Origin of the sequence: Aureibaculum marinum (genome assembly GCF_003813905.1) — a bacterium.
In the GTDB taxonomy this organism is placed as follows: Bacteria; Bacteroidota; Bacteroidia; order Flavobacteriales; family Flavobacteriaceae; genus Aureibaculum; species Aureibaculum marinum.
Genome location: NZ_RPFJ01000011.1, coordinates 411,929 through 434,308, shown reverse-complemented (window position 1 = coordinate 434,308; position 22,380 = coordinate 411,929). Strand labels below are relative to the sequence as shown.

Here is a 22,380-nt window from a genome sequence, read left to right as displayed (position 1 = left end):
AAATATTAAAAATAAAAATTGAATTGAAACAGCCAACTACTAATTTCATAAAATTTAATTACTAAAATTACCAATCTTTTATCTATTCGCTTTATAATTTGTGTATTACGATAAACATACCCTTATAAAAAACCAAAAAACAATTGTCTATTCTCAATTGTTACTATATATTTGCACGTTAATAAAAAAAAGGGCATTATTAACATAAATGCCAATTAGATATTTTAAATTAAAAGTAGATGCAAAACAAAGGACTTATTAAAACTTTTGCTATTTTATTTGGTTTAATCTGTGTGTATTATTTATCATTTACATGGGTTAACTATAGAATTGAAAATGACGCAAAAGAATTTGCAAACGGCGATGTTGCGATTGAAAATGCTTATTTAGACTCAGTAGCTAACGTGCCAGTAGCCAATTACTTATACACAAACTACACGCACAGTGAAATACAAGACAAAGCCATTAATCTTGGGTTAGATTTAAAAGGAGGTATTAATGCTACATTAGAAGTTTCTGTAAGAGATATTTTAATGGGTTTATCAGATAATTCTAAAAACCCTGTATTTAATAAGGCTTTGGCTGATGCTACTGAAGCTCAAAAAGGAAGTGACAAAACATATTTAAATTTATTTTTTGAAGCTTTTGAAGCAGAAAGTAAAGGTTCTACAAAGTTAAGTGATCCGTCAATTTTTGGCAATAAATCTTTAAAAGATAAGGTTAACTTCAAAATGACAGATGATGAAGTTAAATCTATTTTACAAGAAGAAGTAACGGCTTCAATTGCTACCGCTTTTGAAGTTTTAAGAAATAGAATTGACCGTTTTGGAGTTACTTCTCCAAACATACAACGTATTGGTGAATCTGGTAGAGTATCAATTGAATTACCAGGAGCAAGAGATATAGATCGTGTAAAAAAATTACTTACAGGTACTGCAAAATTACAATTTTGGGAAACTTATGATAACTCAGAAACTGCAAACTTTTTTATTCAAGCTAATGCTAAACTAGCAGAAATATTAAAGTCAGAAGAAGAAACAAAACAAGAAGAAGTTACTGAAGAAACTGATTCTATTGCTTCACAAGATTCTGAAATTGATGATTTATTAGGAAAAGTTCAAGACTCTATAGACACCAAGGCTGCTAGTCCTTTATTCTCTATAATGTTTCCTAGTATTCCACAAAATCAAAATCAGAGAAGTTCTGTTGTAGGTTCGGCTAGCGTAAAAGATACCGCTCTTGTTAATAAGTATTTAGCAATGAAAGAGATTAGAGCGTTATTACCAAACGATATGGTTTATACTAAATTTTTATGGGATGCTAAACCTATTGAAAAAACAGAAGTAATCAATTTATATGCTATTAAATCTAATAGATCTGATGTGGCACCAATTGAAGGTGATGTAGTTTCTGATGCTAGTCAAACTTTTGATCAATTAGGAGTTAATCCTGAGGTAAGCATGACCATGAACAGTAAAGGTTCTAAGTTATGGGCTAAAATGACAGAAGAAAACGTTGGAAAATTTGTAGCTGTTGTACTTGATAACTATGTGTATTCTGCACCAAATGTAAATGGTCCAATACCTAATGGTAGAACCTCTATATCAGGAAACTTTACAATAGATGAAGCTCAAGATTTAGCCAATGCACTTAAATCGGGTAAACTTCCTGCAGCGGCAAAAATTGTAGAACTTTCTGTAGTTGGTGCTTCTTTAGGACAAGAATCTATCAACCATAGTGCATACTCTTTTTTAATTGCACTTTTAGTTGTGCTATTATGGATGGTCTTCTATTATGGAAAAGCAGGTATTTATGCTGATATTGCCTTAGTAGTAAATATCATTTTTATAATGGGTGTACTAACCGCCTTTGGTGCTGTATTAACATTACCTGGAGTAGCTGGTATTATTATCACTATAGGTATGTCAGTAGATGCCAACGTAATTATTTATGAACGTATAAAAGAAGCTTTAGACAAAGGAAAAGTATTAAAAGAAGCAATTAGAGAAGGTTTTAGTTATGAAGGAGCTTATTCTGCAATTATTGATGCTAACATTACTACCTTTTTAACAGGTGTTATTCTTTACATATTTGGTTCTGGACCAATTAGAGGTTTCGCAACTACTTTAATGATTGGTATTGCTACTTCTTTAATTACAGCAATCTTTATAACAAGATTAATGATTGATTGGTCAGCGAATCGCGATCGTAAAATGACTTTTAATACGCCTATTACTAAAGGACTATTCCAAAATATTAACATAGACTTTTTAAGAAAACGTAAAATTGCTTATGTAATCTCTGGTGTATTAATAATTGTAAGTATTGTATCATTAGCTACAAATGGCTTAAATTTAGGTGTTGACTTTAAAGGTGGTAGAAACTATGTAATCCGCTTTGAAGAACCTGTTAGTGCTACAGAAGTTGCAGGAACATTGCAAAATGTTTTTGGTGATGCCCCAGAAGTAAAAACTTATGGTACTAACAATCAATTAAAACTTACTACAGCTTACAAAATTGAAGAAAGATCTATTGAAGTAGGTGATGAAATTCAAGAAATGTTATTCAATGGTTTACAATCTTATTTGCCAGATGGTACTACTTTTGAAAGTTTTAAAATTAGTAGTGACGATACCGAAAATAAAATTGGTATCATGAAATATGAAGAAGTAGGACCAACTATTGCCGATGACATTAAACAAGCTGCTGTTTGGGCAGTATTAGGTTCTATGTTAGTAGTATTTATCTATATCTTATTACGATTTAGAAAATGGCAATACAGTTTAGGAGCTGTCGCTGCAGTTTTCCATGATGTTTTAATCGTTCTAGGTATATTCTCATTATTCTATAAAGTACTACCTTTTGATATGGAAATTGACCAGTCGTTTATAGCTGCATTGTTAACTGTAGTAGGATATTCTTTAAATGATACTGTAATTGTATTTGACAGAATTAGAGAATTTACTCATAAACATGTTAGTTGGCCTTTTTATAGAGTAGTAAACGAAGGAGTAAGTACCACATTAGGTAGAACGATAAACACATCATCAACCACATTGGTAGTATTACTTGCTATTTTCATATTTGGTGGAGATTCTATTAAAGGATTTATGTTTGCAATGATTATTGGTATTGGAGTAGGTACATACTCATCTCTATTTATTGCATCACCAATAATGTTTGATACAACGAAAAATTTAAAGGAAAAAGAATAAGGGTGTATAAAGACGTAAGATTTACGTCAATATTTTCGCCCATTATAATTTATAAAAAATCGCTTTGGTGTGTGGCGTTAAGGACGTGAAATATAAAGCCCTAACAATCCATAAACCAGAACGATTTTTTTTTTACACAAATGACAAAAATAAAACTACATAACAAATATTTTAAATCTTACATTTCTGCAGAAAAAATTAAAATTGCTATTGATAATATGGCATCACTCGTTGAAAAGGAATGTAAAAATGAAGTTCCTATTTTTATAGGAATTTTAAATGGTTCTTTTATGTTTGCTGCTGATTTTGTAAGAGCTTACAAAGGCAATTGTGAAATTTCTTTTGTTAAATTAGCCTCTTACCATGGAACAAGTTCTACTGGAGATGTAAAACAATTGGTAGGACTAAACGAAAACCTAGAAGGCAGAACAGTAATTATACTAGAAGATATTATTGATACTGGTACCACACTTGAAGAAATTTATAATATATTTAGACATCAAAATCTTAAACAATTAAAAATTGCAACTTTATTTTTTAAACCAGATGTATTTCGTAAAGCTCTACATATTGATTATGTAGGTATCAGTATTCCTGACAAATTTATTATAGGATATGGTTTAGATTACAATGGTTTAGGACGAAATCTTGCAGATATTTACCAATTAACAACACACAAAATGACAAACATTGTTTTATTTGGCCCTCCAGGAGCCGGAAAGGGAACTCAAGCAGAAGTATTAAAAGATAAATACAATCTTAAACATATTTCTACTGGAGATGTATTTAGATATAACATTAAAAATGAAACTGACTTAGGAAAACTAGCAAAATCTTACATGGATAAAGGTGATTTAGTACCCGACGAAGTAACTATTAACATGCTAAAGGCTGAAGTTGAAAAAAACGCAGATGCTAATGGGTTTATTTTTGATGGTTTTCCTAGAACAGAATCACAAGCAAAAGCATTAGATAAATATTTAGAAGAAAAAGGAGAATCTATTAGTGGAATGGTAGCTTTAGAAGTTCCTGAAGATTTATTAGTAGCTCGCTTATTAAAACGTGGAGAAACTAGTGGAAGACCTGACGACCAAGATGAATCAAAAATTAGAAATCGTTTTAACGAATATGAAACTAAAACCTCAATTTTAAAAGACTATTACGCAAACCAAAATAAGTATTTTGGTGTAGATGGAGTTGGTAGTATTGAAGAAATAACTGAACGACTGAGTACCGTTTTCGACAAACTATAAAAACAACTTAAAAATAGAACAACCACAAACAAATAAACTATGGTTGAAGGAAATTTCGTAGATTATATAAAGATACATGCTGCTTCCGGTAAAGGGGGTAAAGGCTCTGTGCACTTACATCGCGAAAAATACATTCAAAAAGGCGGACCTGATGGAGGAGACGGAGGTAGAGGAGGCCATATTATTTTACGTGGTAATAAAAACCTATGGACATTAGTTCATTTAAAGTTTAAAAAACATTACAAAGCCGAACATGGTGGAGATGGCAGTAAAAGCCGAAGCACTGGGAAAGATGGAGAGGATATCTACATAGAAGTACCTTTAGGTACTGTTATTAGAGATGGTGAAACTCAAGAAATTATTTTTGAGATTACTGAAGATGGCGAAGAAAAAATATTGTTAGAAGGAGGTATGGGTGGTAAAGGCAACTGGCACTTTAAATCTGCTACCAATCAAACACCTCGCTATGCTCAACCAGGTGTTGAAGGACAAGAAGGTTGGTACCAACTTGAATTAAAAATACTAGCCGACGTAGGTTTAGTCGGTTTCCCAAATGCTGGTAAATCAACCTTATTATCTGTATTAACTTCCGCAAAACCTAAAATAGCAGATTATGCATTTACTACATTAAAACCAAGCTTAGGAATTGTAGAACACAGAGAATTTCAAAGTTTTGTTATGGCTGATATTCCAGGAATAATAGAAGGTGCGGCAGAAGGCAAAGGACTTGGTCATCGCTTTTTACGGCATATAGAACGTAATTCCACCTTGTTATTTATGATTCCTGCTGATTCTGATGACATCAACAAAGAATACAACATATTGCTAAACGAACTTAAAAAACACAATCCTGAGTTATTAGATAAAGACAAACTGTTGGCTATTTCAAAATCAGACATGTTAGATAATGAACTAAAATCTGAAATCAAAAAAGAGCTTCCTAAAGGTATAGACCATATATTTATTTCTTCAATTTCTCAAATGGGATTAACTCAGTTAAAAGATAAATTATGGCAATTATTAAACAATTAAAAGTATAACTAAATAGTTTTGAAAGTAATAAATAGGTTTATATTAACGTTTCTACGATAAACCTAAACCCAAATGTCAAAACTAATTAACAAATTTTCTACACTTTTTATACTAGTAATATTAATTTTAACTTCTTGTGCTACTACCAATAAAATGACAATGGGAGTGCTAGAACCCGCTCCTGTATATATGCCAAAATACAATCAAAAAATTGGTATTATAGACAGAAGCTTACCTTCTAATGAAAATGCTGAATTGGACAAATTAGATAAATTACTATCTGCTGAAGGTAAAAATTTAGATAAAGAAGGAGCTCATAGAGCTATATTAGGTCTTTTGGATCGATTAAATAAAAATGAAAATTTTAGCGAAGTAAAAATTATTGAAAACACCAATATAAGAAGCCCTGGTTCAGGCGTTTTTCCGGCTACGTTATCTTGGGATGTAGTGCAAAATATATGCAATCAAAATAATGTAGATGCCTTATATGTATTGTCTTTTTTTGACACAGATTCTGAAGTAGATTATAAAACTGTTCAGAAAAAAATAAAAAACCCATTGGGTGGTGAAATATCAGTACCTGAACATCATGCTACTATTTATACCTTACTGAAAACAGGCTGGAGAATTTATGATTCAAAAAATAAACAAATTCTAGATGAGTACCTAATAAATAAAAACATTACCTCAACAGGAAAAGGTATTAATCCTGCCAAAGCAGTCGCGGCAATTGCAAATAGAAAAGAAGCTGTTTTAGAAACTAGCAATACTATTGGATATAACTACGGAGCCAGAATTTTACCTTATAGAATTAGAGTTTCAAGAAATTATTTTATAAAAGGTACTGATAAACTAGAAACCGCAAACCGAAGAGCAATTGCAGGTAATTGGGATAGTGCAGCTGAACTTTGGAAAGAAGAAGTTTCAAATAGCGATAAAAAAATTGCGGGAAGAGCATGCTATAATATGGCTATAATTAACGAAATAAATGGTAATTTAGATACTGCAATTGAATGGGCTCAAAAAGCCTATACAGATTATGAAATAAAAGAGGCTATTAACTATATTAGAATTTTAAAAAACCGAAAAGAAAAAAATAGAGTACTAAACGCACAAAATTAAACGATAATAAATCTAAATTTATAACGCACACAAACACAATAATGGTAGAAAACACCAGAAAAAATATTAAAATAGGCCAAAAAGTGGCAATTGTGCTAAAGCAAGACCAACGTTCTAATAAACTTACTGAAGGTGTTGTACAAAAAATTCTTACCAACACTTCTAATCATCCACATGGTATTAAAGTAATGCTGGTTTCTGGAAAAGTAGGTCGTGTTAAAAAAATTTTAGAATAAACTTACTTATACTAAAAAGAAACAACACAGCAAACATCCTTAAAATAACTTTCTCAATTTCTTTTACTAAATTTATACCTCAACTAAATTTGGTATTATGCTACGTATTTTTACTCTTTATTTCCTAATTGTTTCAACACTTAGTTTTTCTCAAACCAAAACATCATTTAAAAATCTAGACGTATTTAAATTAGAATGGGCAGTAAATCCTGAAATTTCGCCTAATGGAAATCATATTGTTTATCAACGAAATGGATTCGATATTATGAGCGACAGAAAACAATCAAGACTTTGGATAATGAATACTGATGGCTCAAATCACTTTAAACTAACTAATAATGAAGTTAACGAATTTAATCCAAAATGGTCTCCAGATGGTACACGAATTGCCTTTACAAGTAGTACAGAAAACGGTTCCGAAATATTTGTGTATTGGTTAGCTACAGGCAAAACGGCTAAACTTACACAATTAGAAAAATCTCCCAGCGGATTAAGTTGGTCTCCCGACGGAAAACACATCGCTTTTTTAATGACTGTACCCGAAGCACAACCAACATTAGTTAAAGCCCCAAAAAAACCTAAAGGAGCCAAATGGGCAGCACATCCAAGAGTAACAACACGTTTAAAATATGAAGCAGATGGTTCTGGATATACAGAGCCTGGTTTTAAACATTTATTTATAATCTCAGCTGAAGGAGGAACCGCTCGTCAAATTTCTTCAGGCAACTTCAAATTTGGAAATCCTCATTGGTCAAAAGATGGAGAATCACTCTATTTTAGTGGAAATTTAAAAGAAGATTGGGACTATGATTTTAGAAATTCTGAAATTTATAATATTAATATCTTCACAGGTAAAACTACAGCTTTAACTAGTAGAATTGGCCCAGATGAAGGATTAGCAGTTTCGCCAAATGGCAAACAAATTGCTTATTTGGGCTATGACGATAAAATACAAACCTATCAAGTCAATCATATTTATTTAATGAATAGTGATGGTACCAATAAGCAACAAATTACCACAGGTTTAGACAGAAGTCCTTCAGATTTAATTTGGAGTACTGACGGAAAAGGACTTTATTTTAAATATGACGATAAAGGCAATACAAAAATTGGTTACACTACCCTATCTGGAAAAACGAAAATTATCACAACTAATTTAGGTGGCACTTCTATAGGAAGACCTTATGGAGGTGGTTCTTATTCGTTAGCAGAAAATGGAACTATTGCTTTTACACAAACAACTCCAAATTATCCTTCTGAAATTGGAGTAGTAAAAAAAGGAAAAACCAACAAAGTATCTAAACTAAATGATGATATTTTGCCATTCCGAAATTTAGGAAAAGTTGAAGAAATCTGGTATAAATCTTCTATTGATGGTAATAATATACAAGGATGGATTGTTTATCCTCCTAATTTTTCAACTTCTAAAAAATATCCGTTAATAGTTGAAAACCATGGTGGACCAATTTCTAATTATGGTAATAGATTTTCACCAGAAATACAATTGTATGCTAGTGCTGGTTATGTAGTTTTTTATCCCAACCCAAGAGGCAGTACAAGTTATGGAGAAAAGTTTGGAAATTTACTCTACCATAATTATCCTGGCAATGATTATAACGATGTTATGGACGGTGTGGATGCGGTTATAGCAAAAGGAATTATAAATTCTAATGAATTATACGTAACAGGAGGAAGTGCTGGAGGCACAATGACCGCTTGGATGATTGGCAAAAACAACCGTTTTAAAGCAGCTGCAGTAGTTAAACCTGTAATGAATTGGATTAGTAAAACTCTTACTGCTGATAATTATTTTGGTTATGCAAACTCACGTTATCCCGGACAACCTTGGGAAAATTTTGAAACCTACTGGAAATATTCTCCTATATCATTAGTTGGCAACATACAAACACCTACCTTAGTTATGGTAGGTACAGAAGACAGACGCACACCACTGTCAGAAGCCAAACAATTATATAGTGCTTTAAAAATTAGAAAAATTGAAACCGCTTTGGTAGAAATACCTGGAGCCTATCATTTAATTGTAAATCGTCCAAGTCAATTAATTACAAAAGTAGATCATATATTGGCATGGTTTGAAAGGTATAGAAATAATTAAACTAATCTCCATGAATAAACTAATAATTATAGGCAATGGATTTGACTTAGCCCATGGATTACCTACCTCATATAAGCACTTCCTTAATCACTTTTGGAAAAATTTAAAATCTACATATAAAACACACTGATAGAAAAGTTCGTTTTTATTGACCCTAAGTATGATTTATTCGACCCCATTAAACAAACTGAAAATTATAATGACTTTATCCAATATGTAACTGAATACGCAAAAGCGTATGGTTATACATTCGACCCCAATTCAAAAGAATTATTTACCTCACCTGGTCGTAGAAGTCCTATATTCAAGTTTAAAAATGATTTTTTTAAATTGATTAATAATAAAAATTCAATCACCAATTGGGTCGATATTGAAAACGAATATTACAATGAATTAAAAACTATAATTAGGAGTAACAATATCGATGTTAGTATAGAAAAAGTTAAACAACTTAATAAGGAATTTGGCTTGATTAAAGAATTATTCGAAAATTATCTATTGGAAGAGGTCTGTCAAAAGATTGACTTTGAAAATTTTGAGAATCCCAAAAATTATTTTGAAATTTATGATGTTTTAGTACCAAACTTAAGCCATCCTTACCTCAATTTAAATGGATTATCAGAGAAAAATTTCTTAAATGAATTTTCTTTTAAAGAAGATAAAGAGGAGATTAAAAGCTATATTAAAAGTAACTCATCTGAAACTCATAAATTTTATAAATCCTATCTACTTTCTTTTAATTATACTCCTACTATTCATGCCCATAAATTTCTTTTGGATAAGAAACAAAATTATGACTTTTACATAAATTACATACATGGCAAAATTGGTGATCCTGATAATCCAATAAATTTTGGCTTTGGAGATGAAACAGATAAAGATTACAAAATGATTGAAGATTTAAATGATGGTGAATTTTTAAAAAATTTTAAGTCTTTTCAATATTCTAATACAACTAATTATAATGATTTGTTTTCTTACATAGAAGAAGATAAATATCAAGTTTACATACTTGGTCATTCCTGTGGATTGTCTGATAGGGTATTATTAAATGCAATTTTTGAGCATAAAAATTGTCGATCTATAAAAGTATATTACCATGAAAAAGGTGATGATGATAATTACACAGAAATTGTACAAAATATTTCTAGACATTTTAATGATAAAAAAGTAATGCGTAGAAAAATAGTCAGTAAACCCTACTGTAAAGCTCTGCCTCAAAACTTAAGATTCAAAGCTCTAGAAGATTTAAAAAATGAGACTTCATAGTTTTAACAAACCATATAACTAACTATCTTTGACATTCAAACTAGTGAAAATGCAAAAATTAAGTTGAATTTCTTTTGCAAAAAAAAGACTAATTTTTTCGTAAGATGTAAAAAACTAACCTCTAGAAGTATAAATATCATTCAAAGCATCATCTATCCAATCAAATTGAAACTGAAATCCTTGATTTTTTATTTTAGTATTCTCCAAATATTGACTCTCTAATACGATGGCTGACATCTCACCCAAGATCAATTTTAATACAAACGAGGGTATGTTTGGTAACCAAATTGGTTTCCCTAATTGTTTAGCAATAGCTTTAGTTAGTGTTTTATTAGAAATAGGGTTCGAAGCTACAGCATTAAATACACCATCAAGGTTATGTTCAATTGTAAATAAATACATCCTTGCCATATCTTTTACATGAATCCAGGATTGAATTTGCTTACCACTTCCTAATGGAGTTCCAACATAAAATACTATTGGTTTCTCAATTTGCTGCAAGGCACCTCCTTCCGAAGAAAGAACAATTCCAGTACGTAATTTGGAAACCGTAATTCCTAGGCTTTCAATCGTATTTACCTCCTCTTCCCATTTTTTTACAACTTCCCCTAAAAAAGAATTATTAATAACTATATCATCTTCTTCCTTATATTTTTTATCCAAAGAAGAAGGGTAAATACCTAAAGCTGATGCTGAAGAAAAATGTGTTATGTTATGCTCATTTTCTGATAGTAATTTATATAATAACTTAACAGTATTAATTCTACTATAAAATATATTATTTTTATGCTGTTCTGTCCAACGTTTAGAAATAGATGCCCCTGCTAAGTTAATTACTGCATTTACACCTTTAATACAATTTTTATCTATTTCTTGAGTTTTCGGATTCCAATAAAATCCTTTTCGAGTAGTAGTATTTATAATTTTATCTTTGCTTGTTGTTAAATAATGTACATTATAATTTTTCTCTTCACAAATTTTTAAAATTTCACTTCCTATTAGACCTGTTGCTCCAGCAATTAATATCTTCATTTTAAAATTATAATAAAATTTATACTTAAATCAAATAAAATACTACAATCTAAGATTTAGCAAAAAGCCGTTCCATTAGACTATCAGCATTTAACCACAACAGTATTACCAACAATAGTAATATAATTAATACCATTGTTCTTTTTTGATTTGGCTGTTTTCTTGGTCTTAATCTTTTAAACTCCATAATTCTTAAAAATAATAATACTCAAATTTACAATATTATCAGCAAAGAGCATCATTGAGTATAATTTTAAAAAACGTATCTTTGCTCACTTATTTTAGAACTGAATGAAGAACATCCGTAATTTTTGTATTATTGCTCATATAGACCATGGTAAAAGTACCTTGGCCGATAGATTATTGGAATTTACCAATACAATAACAGATCGTGAAAAACAAGATCAGTTATTAGATAATATGGATTTAGAACGTGAACGTGGCATAACTATTAAAAGTCATGCTATACAAATGGACTATGTTTATGAAGGAGAGAAATACACCTTCAATCTTATAGACACTCCTGGACATGTTGATTTTTCTTATGAAGTATCACGTTCTATTGCAGCTTGTGAAGGTGCTTTACTGGTTGTTGATGCAGCACAAAGCATTCAAGCCCAAACCATTTCTAATCTTTATTTGGCATTAGAAAACGACTTAGAAATAATTCCAATACTTAATAAAGTAGATCTTCCAAGTGCAAACCCTGAAGAAGTTACTGATGATATTGTTGATTTAATTGGTTGCAACCCTGAAGATGTAATACCGGCTAGTGCAAAAACTGGTTTAGGAATTGAAGCTATTTTAGAGGCCATTGTTCACAGAGTGCCTGCTCCTAAAGGAAATGCTAATGAGCCTTTACAAGCATTAATTTTTGATTCTGTTTATAATCCTTTTAGAGGTGTTGAAACTTATTTTAGAGTATTTCATGGCAGTATAAAAAAAGGACAGCATATAAAGTTTATTGCTACTGACAAAACCTATTATGCTGATGAAGTTGGTACTTTAAAATTAAAACAACTTGTTAAAAATGAAATTAACTGTGGGGATGTTGGCTATTTAATTACTGGAATAAAAGAAGCTAAAGAAGTAAAAGTTGGGGACACCATTACTGATGCAAAAAACCCAACTAAAAATGCAATTGAAGGTTTTGAAGATGTAAAACCTATGGTTTTTGCAGGAATTTACCCTGTAGATACAGAGGATTATGAAGAATTAAGAAACTCAATGGAAAAATTACAATTGAACGATGCTTCATTAGTATTTACTCCAGAAAGTTCTGCCGCTTTAGGTTTCGGGTTTAGATGTGGATTTTTAGGAATGTTACACCTCGAAATTATTCAAGAACGCTTGGAACGAGAGTTTGACATGACGGTGATTACTACAGTACCAAACGTATCGTACCATGCATATACCAACAAAGAACCTAATACTAAAATTCTTGTTAATAATCCTACAGATTTACCAGATCCTTCAAAATTAGACCGAGTAGAAGAACCTTACATTAAAGCATCAATTATTACAAAATCTGAATTTGTAGGCAATGTTATGTCTCTTTGTATTGAAAAACGCGGAGAAATAACAAATCAAACATACCTTACTACTGAGCGTGTTGAACTTAGTTTTGATATGCCATTAGCAGAAATTGTGTTTGATTTTTACGATAGATTAAAAACTGTTTCTAAAGGGTATGCTTCTTTCGATTATTCACCAATTGGCATGAGAGCTTCTAAATTAGTAAAAGTAGATATTTTACTAAATGGACAACCTGTAGATGCCCTTTCTGCATTATTACATGCTGATAACGCTTATGGTGTAGGAAAAAAAATGTGTGAAAAACTAAAAGAACTTATTCCTAGACAGCAATTTGATATTCCTATTCAAGCAGCAATTGGTGCTAAAATAATTTCTAGAGAAACCATTAAAGCACTTCGTAAAGATGTTACAGCCAAATGTTATGGAGGTGATATATCTCGTAAACGTAAATTACTAGAAAAACAGAAAAAAGGTAAAAAACGCATGCGTCAAGTAGGAAATGTCGAAATTCCACAAGAAGCATTTATGTCAGTATTAAAATTAAATGATTAACCTAGGCTGAAATGTTATTGGTTAAAAAATAGATGTAGATTTTGAGATAGAATACTTAAAACTATTAATTTGTGTAGTACCTCAATTTTGGTTTTAGTTTTCTCTAAGTTTCCATTTTTAATTACATAACTACCAGTCCTTTTTCTTTAAATCTTTTGTAAACGGATTGATTGGTATTATCATCAGTAATAATGGCATCTATTTTATCAATTGGTACAACGGCATAGCGTCTAGATTCCATAATTTTTGTATTTATACACATAGATACCACATAATCAGATGAAGCAATCATGCATTTTTTAATATGAGCCACTTCCCAATCTGATTCTGTAATACCTCTATCAATATTAATAGCATCAGTACCCATAAAACAAATATCTGCTCTTAATTTTGAAATAGAGTCCATAACATCAATACCTACAGTTACTTGTGCAGTTTTATTCAATTTACCACCTAAAAATATTACTTCAACTTTGGGATGTTTTGTTAATTGTAAGGCTATAGGTAAACTATAAGTAAAAATAGTTACATTTAAGGAAGGAGGAAGTAGTTTTGCAAGTTCCAAATTGGTAGAACTACCACTCATAATAATAACTTGACCCTCATGAATTAATTTAACTGCTTTTTTAGCAATTTTCTTTTTCTTATCTAAATCTGATACACTTCTTTCGTTATAACTAAGTATTCTATTTTCAATAGACAAAGCCCCTCCATGCACTTTATAAAGTAATTGTTTAGCTTCTAATTCTTTTAAATCTCTTCTTATAGTATCTTCCGAAACATTTAACTCACTACTTAAAATGGCAGATAGTACTTTTCTATTTACTTTAAGTTTATCTAGTATTAACTGATGTCTTTCAATTTTTAGCATTAGCTTCCATTTTATGTATTTAATAAATAACTCTAACGGTTTTTAAATATTAATTATTTCTGACAATAAATATACTAAATTCAGAAAAAAAACAACTAAACCCGAATAAAAACGCAATATATTACATTTTTTTTTATAGATTTACCTTTTACTAACACAAATTATTTAAATTATGAGAAAAAAATTCAAGATTTCTTTTCTTATCCTTTTCACTACAACGTACTCATTTTTATTTGCTCAATCAATTACTGTAAGTGGTACAGTAACTGACGCAAGTGGAATGGCACTACCTAGTGTGAGTATTCAAGTCAAAGGAACAGCAACAGGAACATCAACAGATTTTGATGGAAATTATCAAATATCAGCCTCAGAAGGTGATATATTGGTTTTTTCCTATTTAGGTTTTAAAACCAAAGAAATACAAATTTCTGGTTCAACCTTAAATGTAAGTCTAGAAGAAGATGCTGCTACGTTAGACGAAGTAGTAGTAACTGCAATGGGAATTTCTAGAGAGAAAAAATCTATTGGGTATTCGGTTCAAGAACTAAAATCTGAAGATTTATTAACCTCACCAGAAAGCAATATAGTAAATGCCCTATCTGGTAAAATAGCAGGAGCCCAAGTATCAAGTCAGGGTGGTGCTCCGGGTCAAGGATCCAGAATAATAATTAGAGGTGTAAACTCCTTAGACCCTAATGCTGATAACCAACCCCTATTTATTGTTGATGGTGTACCAATAAGTAATGATCAATTTACTGTTGGTGGTGGTAGCGGTCGTGGTGCTACAAACAGAGGTGCAGATATTAACATGGAAGATGTAGAAAATTTAACTGTACTAAAAGGTGGAGCTGCTACAGCTTTATATGGTGTAAGAGCAGCAAATGGTGCAGTAATTATTACTACCAGAAAAGGTAAAGACGGAAAAGCTCTTTTTAGCATTTCTGCAACTACAACTTTTGATGAAGTAAATAAATTTCCAGAAACTCAAAACAAATATACACAAGGGTATAATGGAGAATATGATCCAAATAGTTTCTGGCCTTCATGGGGATCTAGTATTGAAGAAGCAAGAGCTATAGACCCTACTCACCCAGAAAAAATTTATAACAATTATAAAAATGCATACGGTACTGGTTTTTCTAATAATTTACATTTTAGTGGATCTGGAGGTAATGATAAAGCAACATTCTACTCTTCTTTTTCTAGATTTGAACAAGAAGGTGTTTTAGAATTTTCATCTTATAAAAAAACAGGAGCTAAAATAGCTGGTGACTTAAAATTATCTGATAAATTTAAAGTATTTGGATCTTTAGATTATGTTAATTCTGGTGGTCCAAGAATAAACACTAGCAATTTTAATGAAAGACTTGTTTATTGGGCTCCTAGAGTGGATGTAAATGATTATGAATTTACAGAAGGACCATTAGCTGGTACGATGAAAGGTTATCGAAATGACGGAGCCGTTGGTAATAATCCAGTTTACGGAAATAAGGTTAATAAATATGTTGACAACGTAGATCGTTTTTTTGGTAATTTAGGATTTAATTTTACACCATTCGAAGGTCTTAATGTTAATTATAGATTCGGAATGGATACTTACACTGATAAGCGTACAGCGACTGCACCAGGTAGAACAGGTATTCAAGGTGAAAATTATTTTGAAGATAATAGTGATGGATATATTGTTGAAACAAGAATTTTAAGTAAAGATTTAACTTCTAACTTAATGGTTTCTTACAATAAGGAGTTAAGTGATAAATTTGACCTTACACTTAGAGCTGGTTTTGACGTTTTTCAACGTAGTTATGATCGTGTAACTACAAGTGGAGATGAATTAGAAGTATATAACTTATTCCACTTAAGTAATGCCGCCTTAATTACAACATCACAACTAATAACTAAAACAAGAACCGCTGGTGTTTATGGTGAACTTGGTTTGGCTTATGACAATTTCTTGTTTCTAACAATTACCGATAGAAATGATTGGGCTTCAACACTACCAGAAGATAATAGATCTTTCAATTATCCATCTGTAAGTTTAGGTTATGTATTTACAGAAAGTATAGATATGCCAAACTGGTTTAGCTACGGTAAATTAAGAGGTTCTTGGGCTCAAATTGGTAAAGATGCCGTTGGAGCATATTTAACCTCAGATGTTTATCGAGCTACAGCAAATAACTTTCCGGTAGGTGATGTTACTGGTTGGACAAGACCAGGGAACAAAGCTGACCCAGAATTACAATCAGAGTTAACTACAGAAATTGAGTTTGGTGCAGAATTTAGATTTTTTAACAGTAGACTTGGTTTAGATGTAACTTGGTATAAATCAAATGCTGAAAATCAAATATTAGGAGTTCCAGTGTCTTATAGTTCTGGATATGATTCTTTTACCACCAATGCAGGAGAAATAGAAAACCGAGGTATAGAAATAATGTTAAATGCTACACCTATAAGAACAGAAGATTTTTCATGGAATTTTAATGTTAACTATTCTTCAAACAAAAATGAAGTAGTTGAAATTAAAGAAGGTATTGATAATATATTTCTTGATAGTAATTATGGATACGCTGGTAGTACCGCTTCACAGGTTCTTTATCCTGGATACTCTTATGGTAACATTTTAGGAAGGAGTTATATGAGATATTATGAAAATCCAGCAGATGAAGACCCGTTAGTTTTAGACAAAAGTAGACCTTTATTAATTGGAGATGATGGTTTCCCTATTATAAATACAACTCAAAAAATATTAGGAAACTCTACTCCTGATTGGATGATGAATATTGGAAATGAAATTAGTTACAAAAATTTAACTTTAGGTTTTAATTTTGATTTTAGACAAGGTTTTGAAAAATTTAATAATTTGGATAACTTTTTCTCTGCCTTTGGTACAGCACCATACACCGAAAACAGAGAAGAAACTATTGTCTTTGAAGGAGTAACAGCTGATGGTACTCCAAATACAAAACCAGTATACTTAGGACAAGGTGTAGGACCAGATGGAGTAAATTATGGTGCTGGTTTTTATAGAAACACTTATAGAGGCTCCACAGAAAATTTCATTGAAGATGCATCATGGATTCGTCTTAAAAATGTAAGATTAACTTATAATCTTCCTCAAAAAATATTAGATAAAACTGTGTTGTCTAATGCAAGTTTAACAGCTACAGGTACTAATTTATGGTTAAAAACTGATTACTCTGGATTTGACCCTGAGGCCTCTGAAAGTCAAGGAAACGCTGATGGTTTTGCTGGATTAGGTGCATATCCTGGATTAAGATCATATGCTCTTACATTACGTTTAACTTTTTAAATAATAATTATGAAAAATAAAATATATATATTCTTACTAATCATATTTACAACAATAAGTTGTGATGATTATTTAGATATTAATGATAATCCTAATGGAGCCACTACACCACCGATAAAAGGTTTATTATCAAATGTAACGTATAATTCAGCTATCAATGTTTATAGAACAGCTTATACTTCCAATTATTATGTACAATATTTTGCTTCTCCTAATGAAGCCAGTACAACGGATATACAAGAACGTATAAACACAAATAGTATTTGGTTAAACATTTACAATATCGCTTCTGATATTTACGACATGGAAAAATTTGCATTAGAAAATAATTCAGTTGAATATATTGGTGTCGCAAAAACGCTCATGGCTTTAAATATAGGAATGGCAGTAGATGTTTACGGAGATATTCCTTATTCAGAGGCATTCTCTTTTGAAACTATTGTACCTAAATATGACGATGATGAAGAGTTATATACAACTATTCTAAATTTATTAGATGAAGCTATAGTAGCTTTTAATCAAACTAATGAAGGAGAAGCTTTAACTGCTTCAAATGATTTTATTCATGGAGGTGATATTGAAGCTTGGAAAAAAACAGCCTATGCCTTAAAAGCTAGATATCTAAATCACCTTTCTGCTACTTCCAAATATGACAAAGCTGCAATTTTAGATGCTCTTAGTAAATCTTATACTTCAAATGCAGATGATGCAGAACTTACAACCTTTCAAGTTAGAAACCCTTGGGGGCAAGTAGCAATAAATAATGCAGGACTTAATTTAGATGGTTGGCTTTCAGAGCAACTTGTAGATGCTATGAATGGAAATACCTTTGGTGTTTTTGATCCTAGATTACCCTTAATTACCAACCCTTTACCTAATGGTTCTTATGTAGGAACCAAAAATGGAGTAGGAAGAATTGGAGACGGAACAGTTCCATTTGAAGTATACTTAAGTACAGATGGATATTATTCAAGTGAAGATTCTCCTCTATTTATAATCACATATCCTGAAATGAAATTTATAGAGGCTGAGGTTCAATTGAGAGACAACAAACCTTCAGAAGCTTATGCAGCATATTTAGAAGGAATTCGTGCACATATGGAAAAATTAGGAGTTGCTGCAGGAGATATTAATAGTTATTTGTCTAATCCGGTAGTAGCAGTAGGTGCTAATAATTTAACTTTAAAAACTATTTTTAAAGAAAAATATATTGCACTATTCTTAAGTCCTGAAACGTGGGTTGATGCTCGAAGAAATAATTACGATTATGAAGATTTTGAACTTCCTCTTCATCACAATTCAGCATTAGGAGGTCAATTCATTAGACGTTTAGATTACCCTGATTCTGAATATGAAAGAAATGCTGCTAATGTTCCAGAAGTAGATTTACTAACTAAAATTTGGTGGGATCAATAAAATTATTTTTATACAAGACTTTCTTTTAATTAAAAAAAAATCCTCAGCAATAGCTGAGGATTTTTTTTTAATTATGCTATGTAATTCATTTTGCTAGTATTAATTCAGAAAATAATAACACTCTTCATACTCAAAAATAAATAATTGACATTAAAAACCCTTACTTTAATAATTATATTCTCAACATAATCAAAATACACACATCAAATTGCTTAAAAATTAAGACAATTTATAAAAAAAACGCAAAAACAAAACTAAAAACGCAAAATATTGCATTTTTTTTTATAGTTTTACAACTACTAACCCAAATAATTCATTCATGAGAAAAAAAATAAAATTTACTTTTCTACTTTTTTTTACGACATCGTTTGCGTTACTATTTGCACAAGACATTAATGTGAGTGGTACGGTAGTTGACGAATCTGGTGGCCCTCTACCAGGAGTAACAATTTTAGTAAAAGGTACAAGACAAGGAACCGCAACCGATTTCAATGGAAATTATCAAATATCGGTAGCAGAAGGAAAAACATTAGTATTTTCTTTCGTTGGTTTTAAAAAACAAGAACTAGTGGTATCTAGCTCAACTTTAAATGTAACTATGGTTGAAGATGCTGCAGCTTTAGAAGAAGTAACGATTGTAGCTGAATTTGGTCAAAAGCGAGCCGCTCGAGGTGTAGGTGCCGCAACCCAAACCATTGATGGGTCAACCATTAGTGAATCAGGAAGAGAGAATTTTATTACCGCTCTTTCTGGACGTGTACCTGGCCTTAATATTAGCTCTACAAGTGGTACTCCAGGAGCCTCTACTAATGTAGTATTAAGAAACATTACCTCTATCTCTGGTAACAACCAGCCTCTATATGTAGTAGATGGTGTACCAATGAACAATTCAACATTTGACCCTAATGGTATGGCTGGTGGAGCAACAAGTTTATATAGTGTTAACAATTCAGATTTCTCTTCTCGTGGTAATGATTTTAACCCTGAAGATGTAGAATCTATAACCGTATTAAAAGGTGCAGGTGCTGCCGCATTATATGGTTCTGACGCCTCTAATGGTGCTATAATTATTACTACTAAAAAAGGTAAAGCAGGTAAAGGTAGAGTAACTTTTAGCAACAACTTAAGATTAAGTAAAGCATATGGCTATCCTGAAATGCAAGATAAATATGCTAATGGAGCCCGTGGTGCTACCAACTATTATTATACTAGTAAATATGGTGGATTGTACCCTGAAGGCCAACAACTTTATGATAACGTAGCTGCCATATTACAAACTGGAGTTCAACAACGTTACAATCTGGCTGTTGAAGGTGGTTCAGAGAAAGCTACTATCCGTGCTAGTTTCTCACAATTAAATGAAACAGGTGTAATTAAAACTACAGAATACGAAAGAACGAATTTAAGTTTATCTGGTAGAGCTCAAATTACCGAATGGTTAAAATTTGAAGGTTCAATGCAATATACTGGTACAGACAATAATAAAGTTGGTAGAGGAACATCAAGCCCGCTATATCGTGCAATGCTTTGGCCACTTGTTGATGATATGAGCAATTATTTAGCTGAAGATGGTTTACACATGAGAAACCCAGACTATTACCATGACGTTGACTTGCTAAATCCTCTTTTTGATATGTACAAGAATAAATATTACGATGAATCTGATCGTATTCTTGGTAATGTGTCACTTAACTTTACGCCAATAAAAAACACCTTTTTTAGAGCTCAAGTAGGTTGGGATGTTGCTAAACAAACATACATTTCTTCTAGAAATCCATATTATGCTTATGACAATGCTGGAGATGGATCGTATAGTTTGGTAAACGCAAATTATTCTGACCCAACTATTAACTTACTTGCAGGTTACGACAATAAGTATTTCAATGATAAATTATTAGTATCAGCTCAAGTTGGATATCACCAATTAGAAAATCAAATTACAAGAGCTTCAACTTATGGTACTAATTTTATTGATGCTAACTTTCATTCCATTAATAATGTAGACCCTTTAACTATTGTTTCTAAACAACGAAATACAAAACGAAGAGTACAAGGTATTTCAGGTCAGTTTCAAGTGGGTTATAACAATATGGCTTTTGTTACATTTAGAGCTAGAAATGACTGGTCTTCTACATTACCTAAAGAAAATAACAGCTATTTTTATCCTTCTATTGAAGGTTCAGTTATTTTATCTGATTTAAATTTTATGAAAGACATAGAGGCTATCAGCTATTTAAAACTGAGAGGTTCTTGGTCTCAAGTTGGTAAAGATGCTAGACCATTACAAATTGATCCAGAATTACAAACTACTGGTTTAACCGGTGGTGGTTATAAATATGGATTTACAGGTCCAAATAAAAATCTTAAACCAGAAATCACTACTGAACAAGAAATTGGTGTTGATTTCAGACTATTCAAAAGCAGAGTAAAAGGTAGTTTCTCTTATTTTGAAACAGAAAATTCAAATCAAATAATTCAAGGATTTCGTTTAAGTTATGCTACCGGTTTTGTATTAAACACTTTAAACGTAGGTACGTTTGAAACAAAAGGATGGGAAGCAGCTCTTGATGTAGATGTATTAAAAACTAAAGATTTCACTTGGAATGTTGGTGTTAATGGATCTCATGGAAGTTCAGAAGTTGTTTACCTTCCAGAAAACGTTACTGAATATTACAATGCTTATACTTGGTTATCTGGTAATATTAGAACTGGTATTAGTGTTGGTAACCCTATTACATCTTTAACAGGACGAGCATATAAACGCAATGATAATGGTGACATTTTAATTTCACCAACATCGGGATTACCATTAGTATCATCTGAATGGTCATATCTTGGAGACAGAGAGCCTGATTTACGTTTTGGTATGAGTACCCGTTTTAAATATAAAAACTTAATATTATCTGGATTGTTTTCAGGACGTTTAGGTGCAACAGTAGTAAACGGAACCAAAAGATATATGATGCAAAGAGGAACAAGTTGGGAATCTGTTGAATTACGTGAAGGTCCAGATCAAATCTTTGAAGGTGTATTAGAAGATGGAAATGAAAACACAGACAATCCAACAGTAAACACCATTTCTGTTGATTATGACACTTATGGTTCTTCTATCTACACTGGAGGTGATGAAGATTGGATAGAAAAAGATATAAAATATTTAAGATTACGTGAATTACGTTTGGCTTATCGTTTGCCAGAAGAGTTTCTTAATAGGTCTAAAACAATTTCACAATTAAATGTATACTTAGTAGCTAATGACTTATTTACTTGGACTAACTATTCAGGTATCGATGCCGTTGGTAATGCCGTTTCTGCAGCTGCCGGTGGTGTAGGTGGAGAAGGTTATGATGTAATGGCTATACCAAACCCACGCAGTTATTCAATAGGAGTAAGTATAATACTAAATTAAAGAATAGATAT

14 protein-coding genes are annotated in these 22,380 nt (G+C 31.5%); 12 read left to right on the top strand and 2 right to left on the bottom strand.

From position 1 onward, the window contains the following. Positions 1-239: 239 nt before the first annotated feature. The 8 genes from secDF to EGM88_RS10315 all read left to right on the top strand — a co-directional run bounded on the left by secDF (position 240) and on the right by EGM88_RS10315 (position 10,243). Positions 240-3,215: a protein translocase subunit SecDF gene (gene secDF, locus EGM88_RS10350; RefSeq protein ID WP_123898205.1), complete on the top strand. Its 2,976-nt coding sequence runs from the start codon at positions 240-242 to the stop codon at positions 3,213-3,215. A gap of 140 nt (positions 3,216-3,355) precedes the next feature. Then, positions 3,356-4,468, top strand: a complete 1,113-nt coding sequence (locus tag EGM88_RS10345; RefSeq protein ID WP_123898204.1) for an adenylate kinase — start codon at positions 3,356-3,358, stop codon at positions 4,466-4,468. 39 nt (positions 4,469-4,507) lie between these two features. Next, complete coding sequence (gene obgE / locus EGM88_RS10340; protein WP_123898203.1) at positions 4,508-5,500, top strand: GTPase ObgE; 993 nt, start codon at positions 4,508-4,510, stop codon at positions 5,498-5,500. A 72-nt stretch (positions 5,501-5,572) separates the two neighbouring features. After that, positions 5,573-6,622, top strand: coding sequence for a DUF6340 family protein (locus tag EGM88_RS10335; protein ID WP_123898202.1), 1,050 nt, complete (start codon positions 5,573-5,575; stop codon positions 6,620-6,622). A gap of 41 nt (positions 6,623-6,663) precedes the next feature. Further along, positions 6,664-6,858 (top strand): YwbE family protein, encoded by a 195-nt coding sequence (locus EGM88_RS10330; protein ID WP_123898201.1) that lies wholly within the window; start codon positions 6,664-6,666, stop codon positions 6,856-6,858. Positions 6,859-6,955: 97 nt separating this feature from the next. Next, positions 6,956-8,974, top strand: coding sequence for an alpha/beta hydrolase family protein (locus EGM88_RS10325; protein WP_123898200.1), 2,019 nt, complete (start codon positions 6,956-6,958; stop codon positions 8,972-8,974). 10 nt (positions 8,975-8,984) lie between these two features. After that, positions 8,985-9,104 (top strand): AbiH family protein, encoded by a 120-nt coding sequence (locus EGM88_RS10320; protein ID WP_123898199.1) that lies wholly within the window; start codon positions 8,985-8,987, stop codon positions 9,102-9,104. Continuing rightward, positions 9,101-10,243, top strand: a complete 1,143-nt coding sequence (locus tag EGM88_RS10315; protein WP_123898198.1) for an AbiH family protein — start codon at positions 9,101-9,103, stop codon at positions 10,241-10,243. Before EGM88_RS10320 ends, EGM88_RS10315 begins: the two co-directional genes overlap by 4 nt. Before the next feature lie 114 nt (positions 10,244-10,357). Here the strand turns inward: EGM88_RS10315 and EGM88_RS10310 are convergent, their stop codons facing one another. Next, positions 10,358-11,275, bottom strand: coding sequence for a TIGR01777 family oxidoreductase (locus tag EGM88_RS10310; RefSeq protein WP_123898196.1), 918 nt, complete (start codon positions 11,273-11,275; stop codon positions 10,358-10,360). 291 nt (positions 11,276-11,566) lie between these two features. Here EGM88_RS10310 and lepA point away from each other — a divergent pair, with 291 nt between their 5' ends. Then, positions 11,567-13,363 (top strand): translation elongation factor 4, encoded by a 1,797-nt coding sequence (gene lepA / locus EGM88_RS10305; RefSeq protein ID WP_123898194.1) that lies wholly within the window; start codon positions 11,567-11,569, stop codon positions 13,361-13,363. 121 nt (positions 13,364-13,484) lie between these two features. Here the strand turns inward: lepA and EGM88_RS10300 are convergent, their stop codons facing one another. Further along, positions 13,485-14,234, bottom strand: a complete 750-nt coding sequence (locus EGM88_RS10300) for a DeoR/GlpR family DNA-binding transcription regulator (protein ID WP_123898192.1) — start codon at positions 14,232-14,234, stop codon at positions 13,485-13,487. Positions 14,235-14,406: 172 nt separating this feature from the next. On the opposite strand from EGM88_RS10300, the gene EGM88_RS10295 reads away from it, so the two are divergent. The 3 genes from EGM88_RS10295 to EGM88_RS10285 all read left to right on the top strand — a co-directional run bounded on the left by EGM88_RS10295 (position 14,407) and on the right by EGM88_RS10285 (position 22,369). Beyond that, positions 14,407-17,544 carry a SusC/RagA family TonB-linked outer membrane protein gene (locus tag EGM88_RS10295; protein ID WP_123898190.1) on the top strand — a complete coding sequence of 1,046 codons (3,138 nt, stop codon included), beginning with the start codon at positions 14,407-14,409 and terminating at the stop codon, positions 17,542-17,544. Positions 17,545-17,553: 9 nt separating this feature from the next. Beyond that, positions 17,554-18,960 carry a SusD/RagB family nutrient-binding outer membrane lipoprotein gene (locus tag EGM88_RS10290; protein WP_123898188.1) on the top strand — a complete coding sequence of 469 codons (1,407 nt, stop codon included), beginning with the start codon at positions 17,554-17,556 and terminating at the stop codon, positions 18,958-18,960. 319 nt (positions 18,961-19,279) lie between these two features. Continuing rightward, positions 19,280-22,369 (top strand): SusC/RagA family TonB-linked outer membrane protein, encoded by a 3,090-nt coding sequence (locus EGM88_RS10285; RefSeq protein WP_123898186.1) that lies wholly within the window; start codon positions 19,280-19,282, stop codon positions 22,367-22,369. Positions 22,370-22,380: the final 11 nt, after the last annotated feature.

Excerpts from the sequence above, each read along its gene's own strand:
- secDF (WP_123898205.1), top strand. The coding sequence starts at position 240 with ATGCAAAACAAAGGACTTATTAAAACTTTTGCTATTTTATTTGGTTTA.
- EGM88_RS10345 (WP_123898204.1), top strand. The coding sequence starts at position 3,356 with ATGACAAAAATAAAACTACATAACAAATATTTTAAATCTTACATTTCT.
- obgE (WP_123898203.1), top strand. The coding sequence starts at position 4,508 with ATGGTTGAAGGAAATTTCGTAGATTATATAAAGATACATGCTGCTTCC.
- EGM88_RS10335 (WP_123898202.1), top strand. The coding sequence starts at position 5,573 with ATGTCAAAACTAATTAACAAATTTTCTACACTTTTTATACTAGTAATA.
- EGM88_RS10330 (WP_123898201.1), top strand. The coding sequence starts at position 6,664 with ATGGTAGAAAACACCAGAAAAAATATTAAAATAGGCCAAAAAGTGGCA.
- EGM88_RS10325 (WP_123898200.1), top strand. The coding sequence starts at position 6,956 with ATGCTACGTATTTTTACTCTTTATTTCCTAATTGTTTCAACACTTAGT.
- EGM88_RS10320 (WP_123898199.1), top strand. The coding sequence starts at position 8,985 with ATGAATAAACTAATAATTATAGGCAATGGATTTGACTTAGCCCATGGA.
- EGM88_RS10310 (WP_123898196.1), bottom strand. The coding sequence starts at position 11,275 with ATGAAGATATTAATTGCTGGAGCAACAGGTCTAATAGGAAGTGAAATT.
- lepA (WP_123898194.1), top strand. The coding sequence starts at position 11,567 with ATGAAGAACATCCGTAATTTTTGTATTATTGCTCATATAGACCATGGT.
- EGM88_RS10300 (WP_123898192.1), bottom strand. The coding sequence starts at position 14,234 with ATGCTAAAAATTGAAAGACATCAGTTAATACTAGATAAACTTAAAGTA.
- EGM88_RS10295 (WP_123898190.1), top strand. The coding sequence starts at position 14,407 with ATGAGAAAAAAATTCAAGATTTCTTTTCTTATCCTTTTCACTACAACG.
- EGM88_RS10290 (WP_123898188.1), top strand. The coding sequence starts at position 17,554 with ATGAAAAATAAAATATATATATTCTTACTAATCATATTTACAACAATA.
- EGM88_RS10285 (WP_123898186.1), top strand. The coding sequence starts at position 19,280 with ATGAGAAAAAAAATAAAATTTACTTTTCTACTTTTTTTTACGACATCG.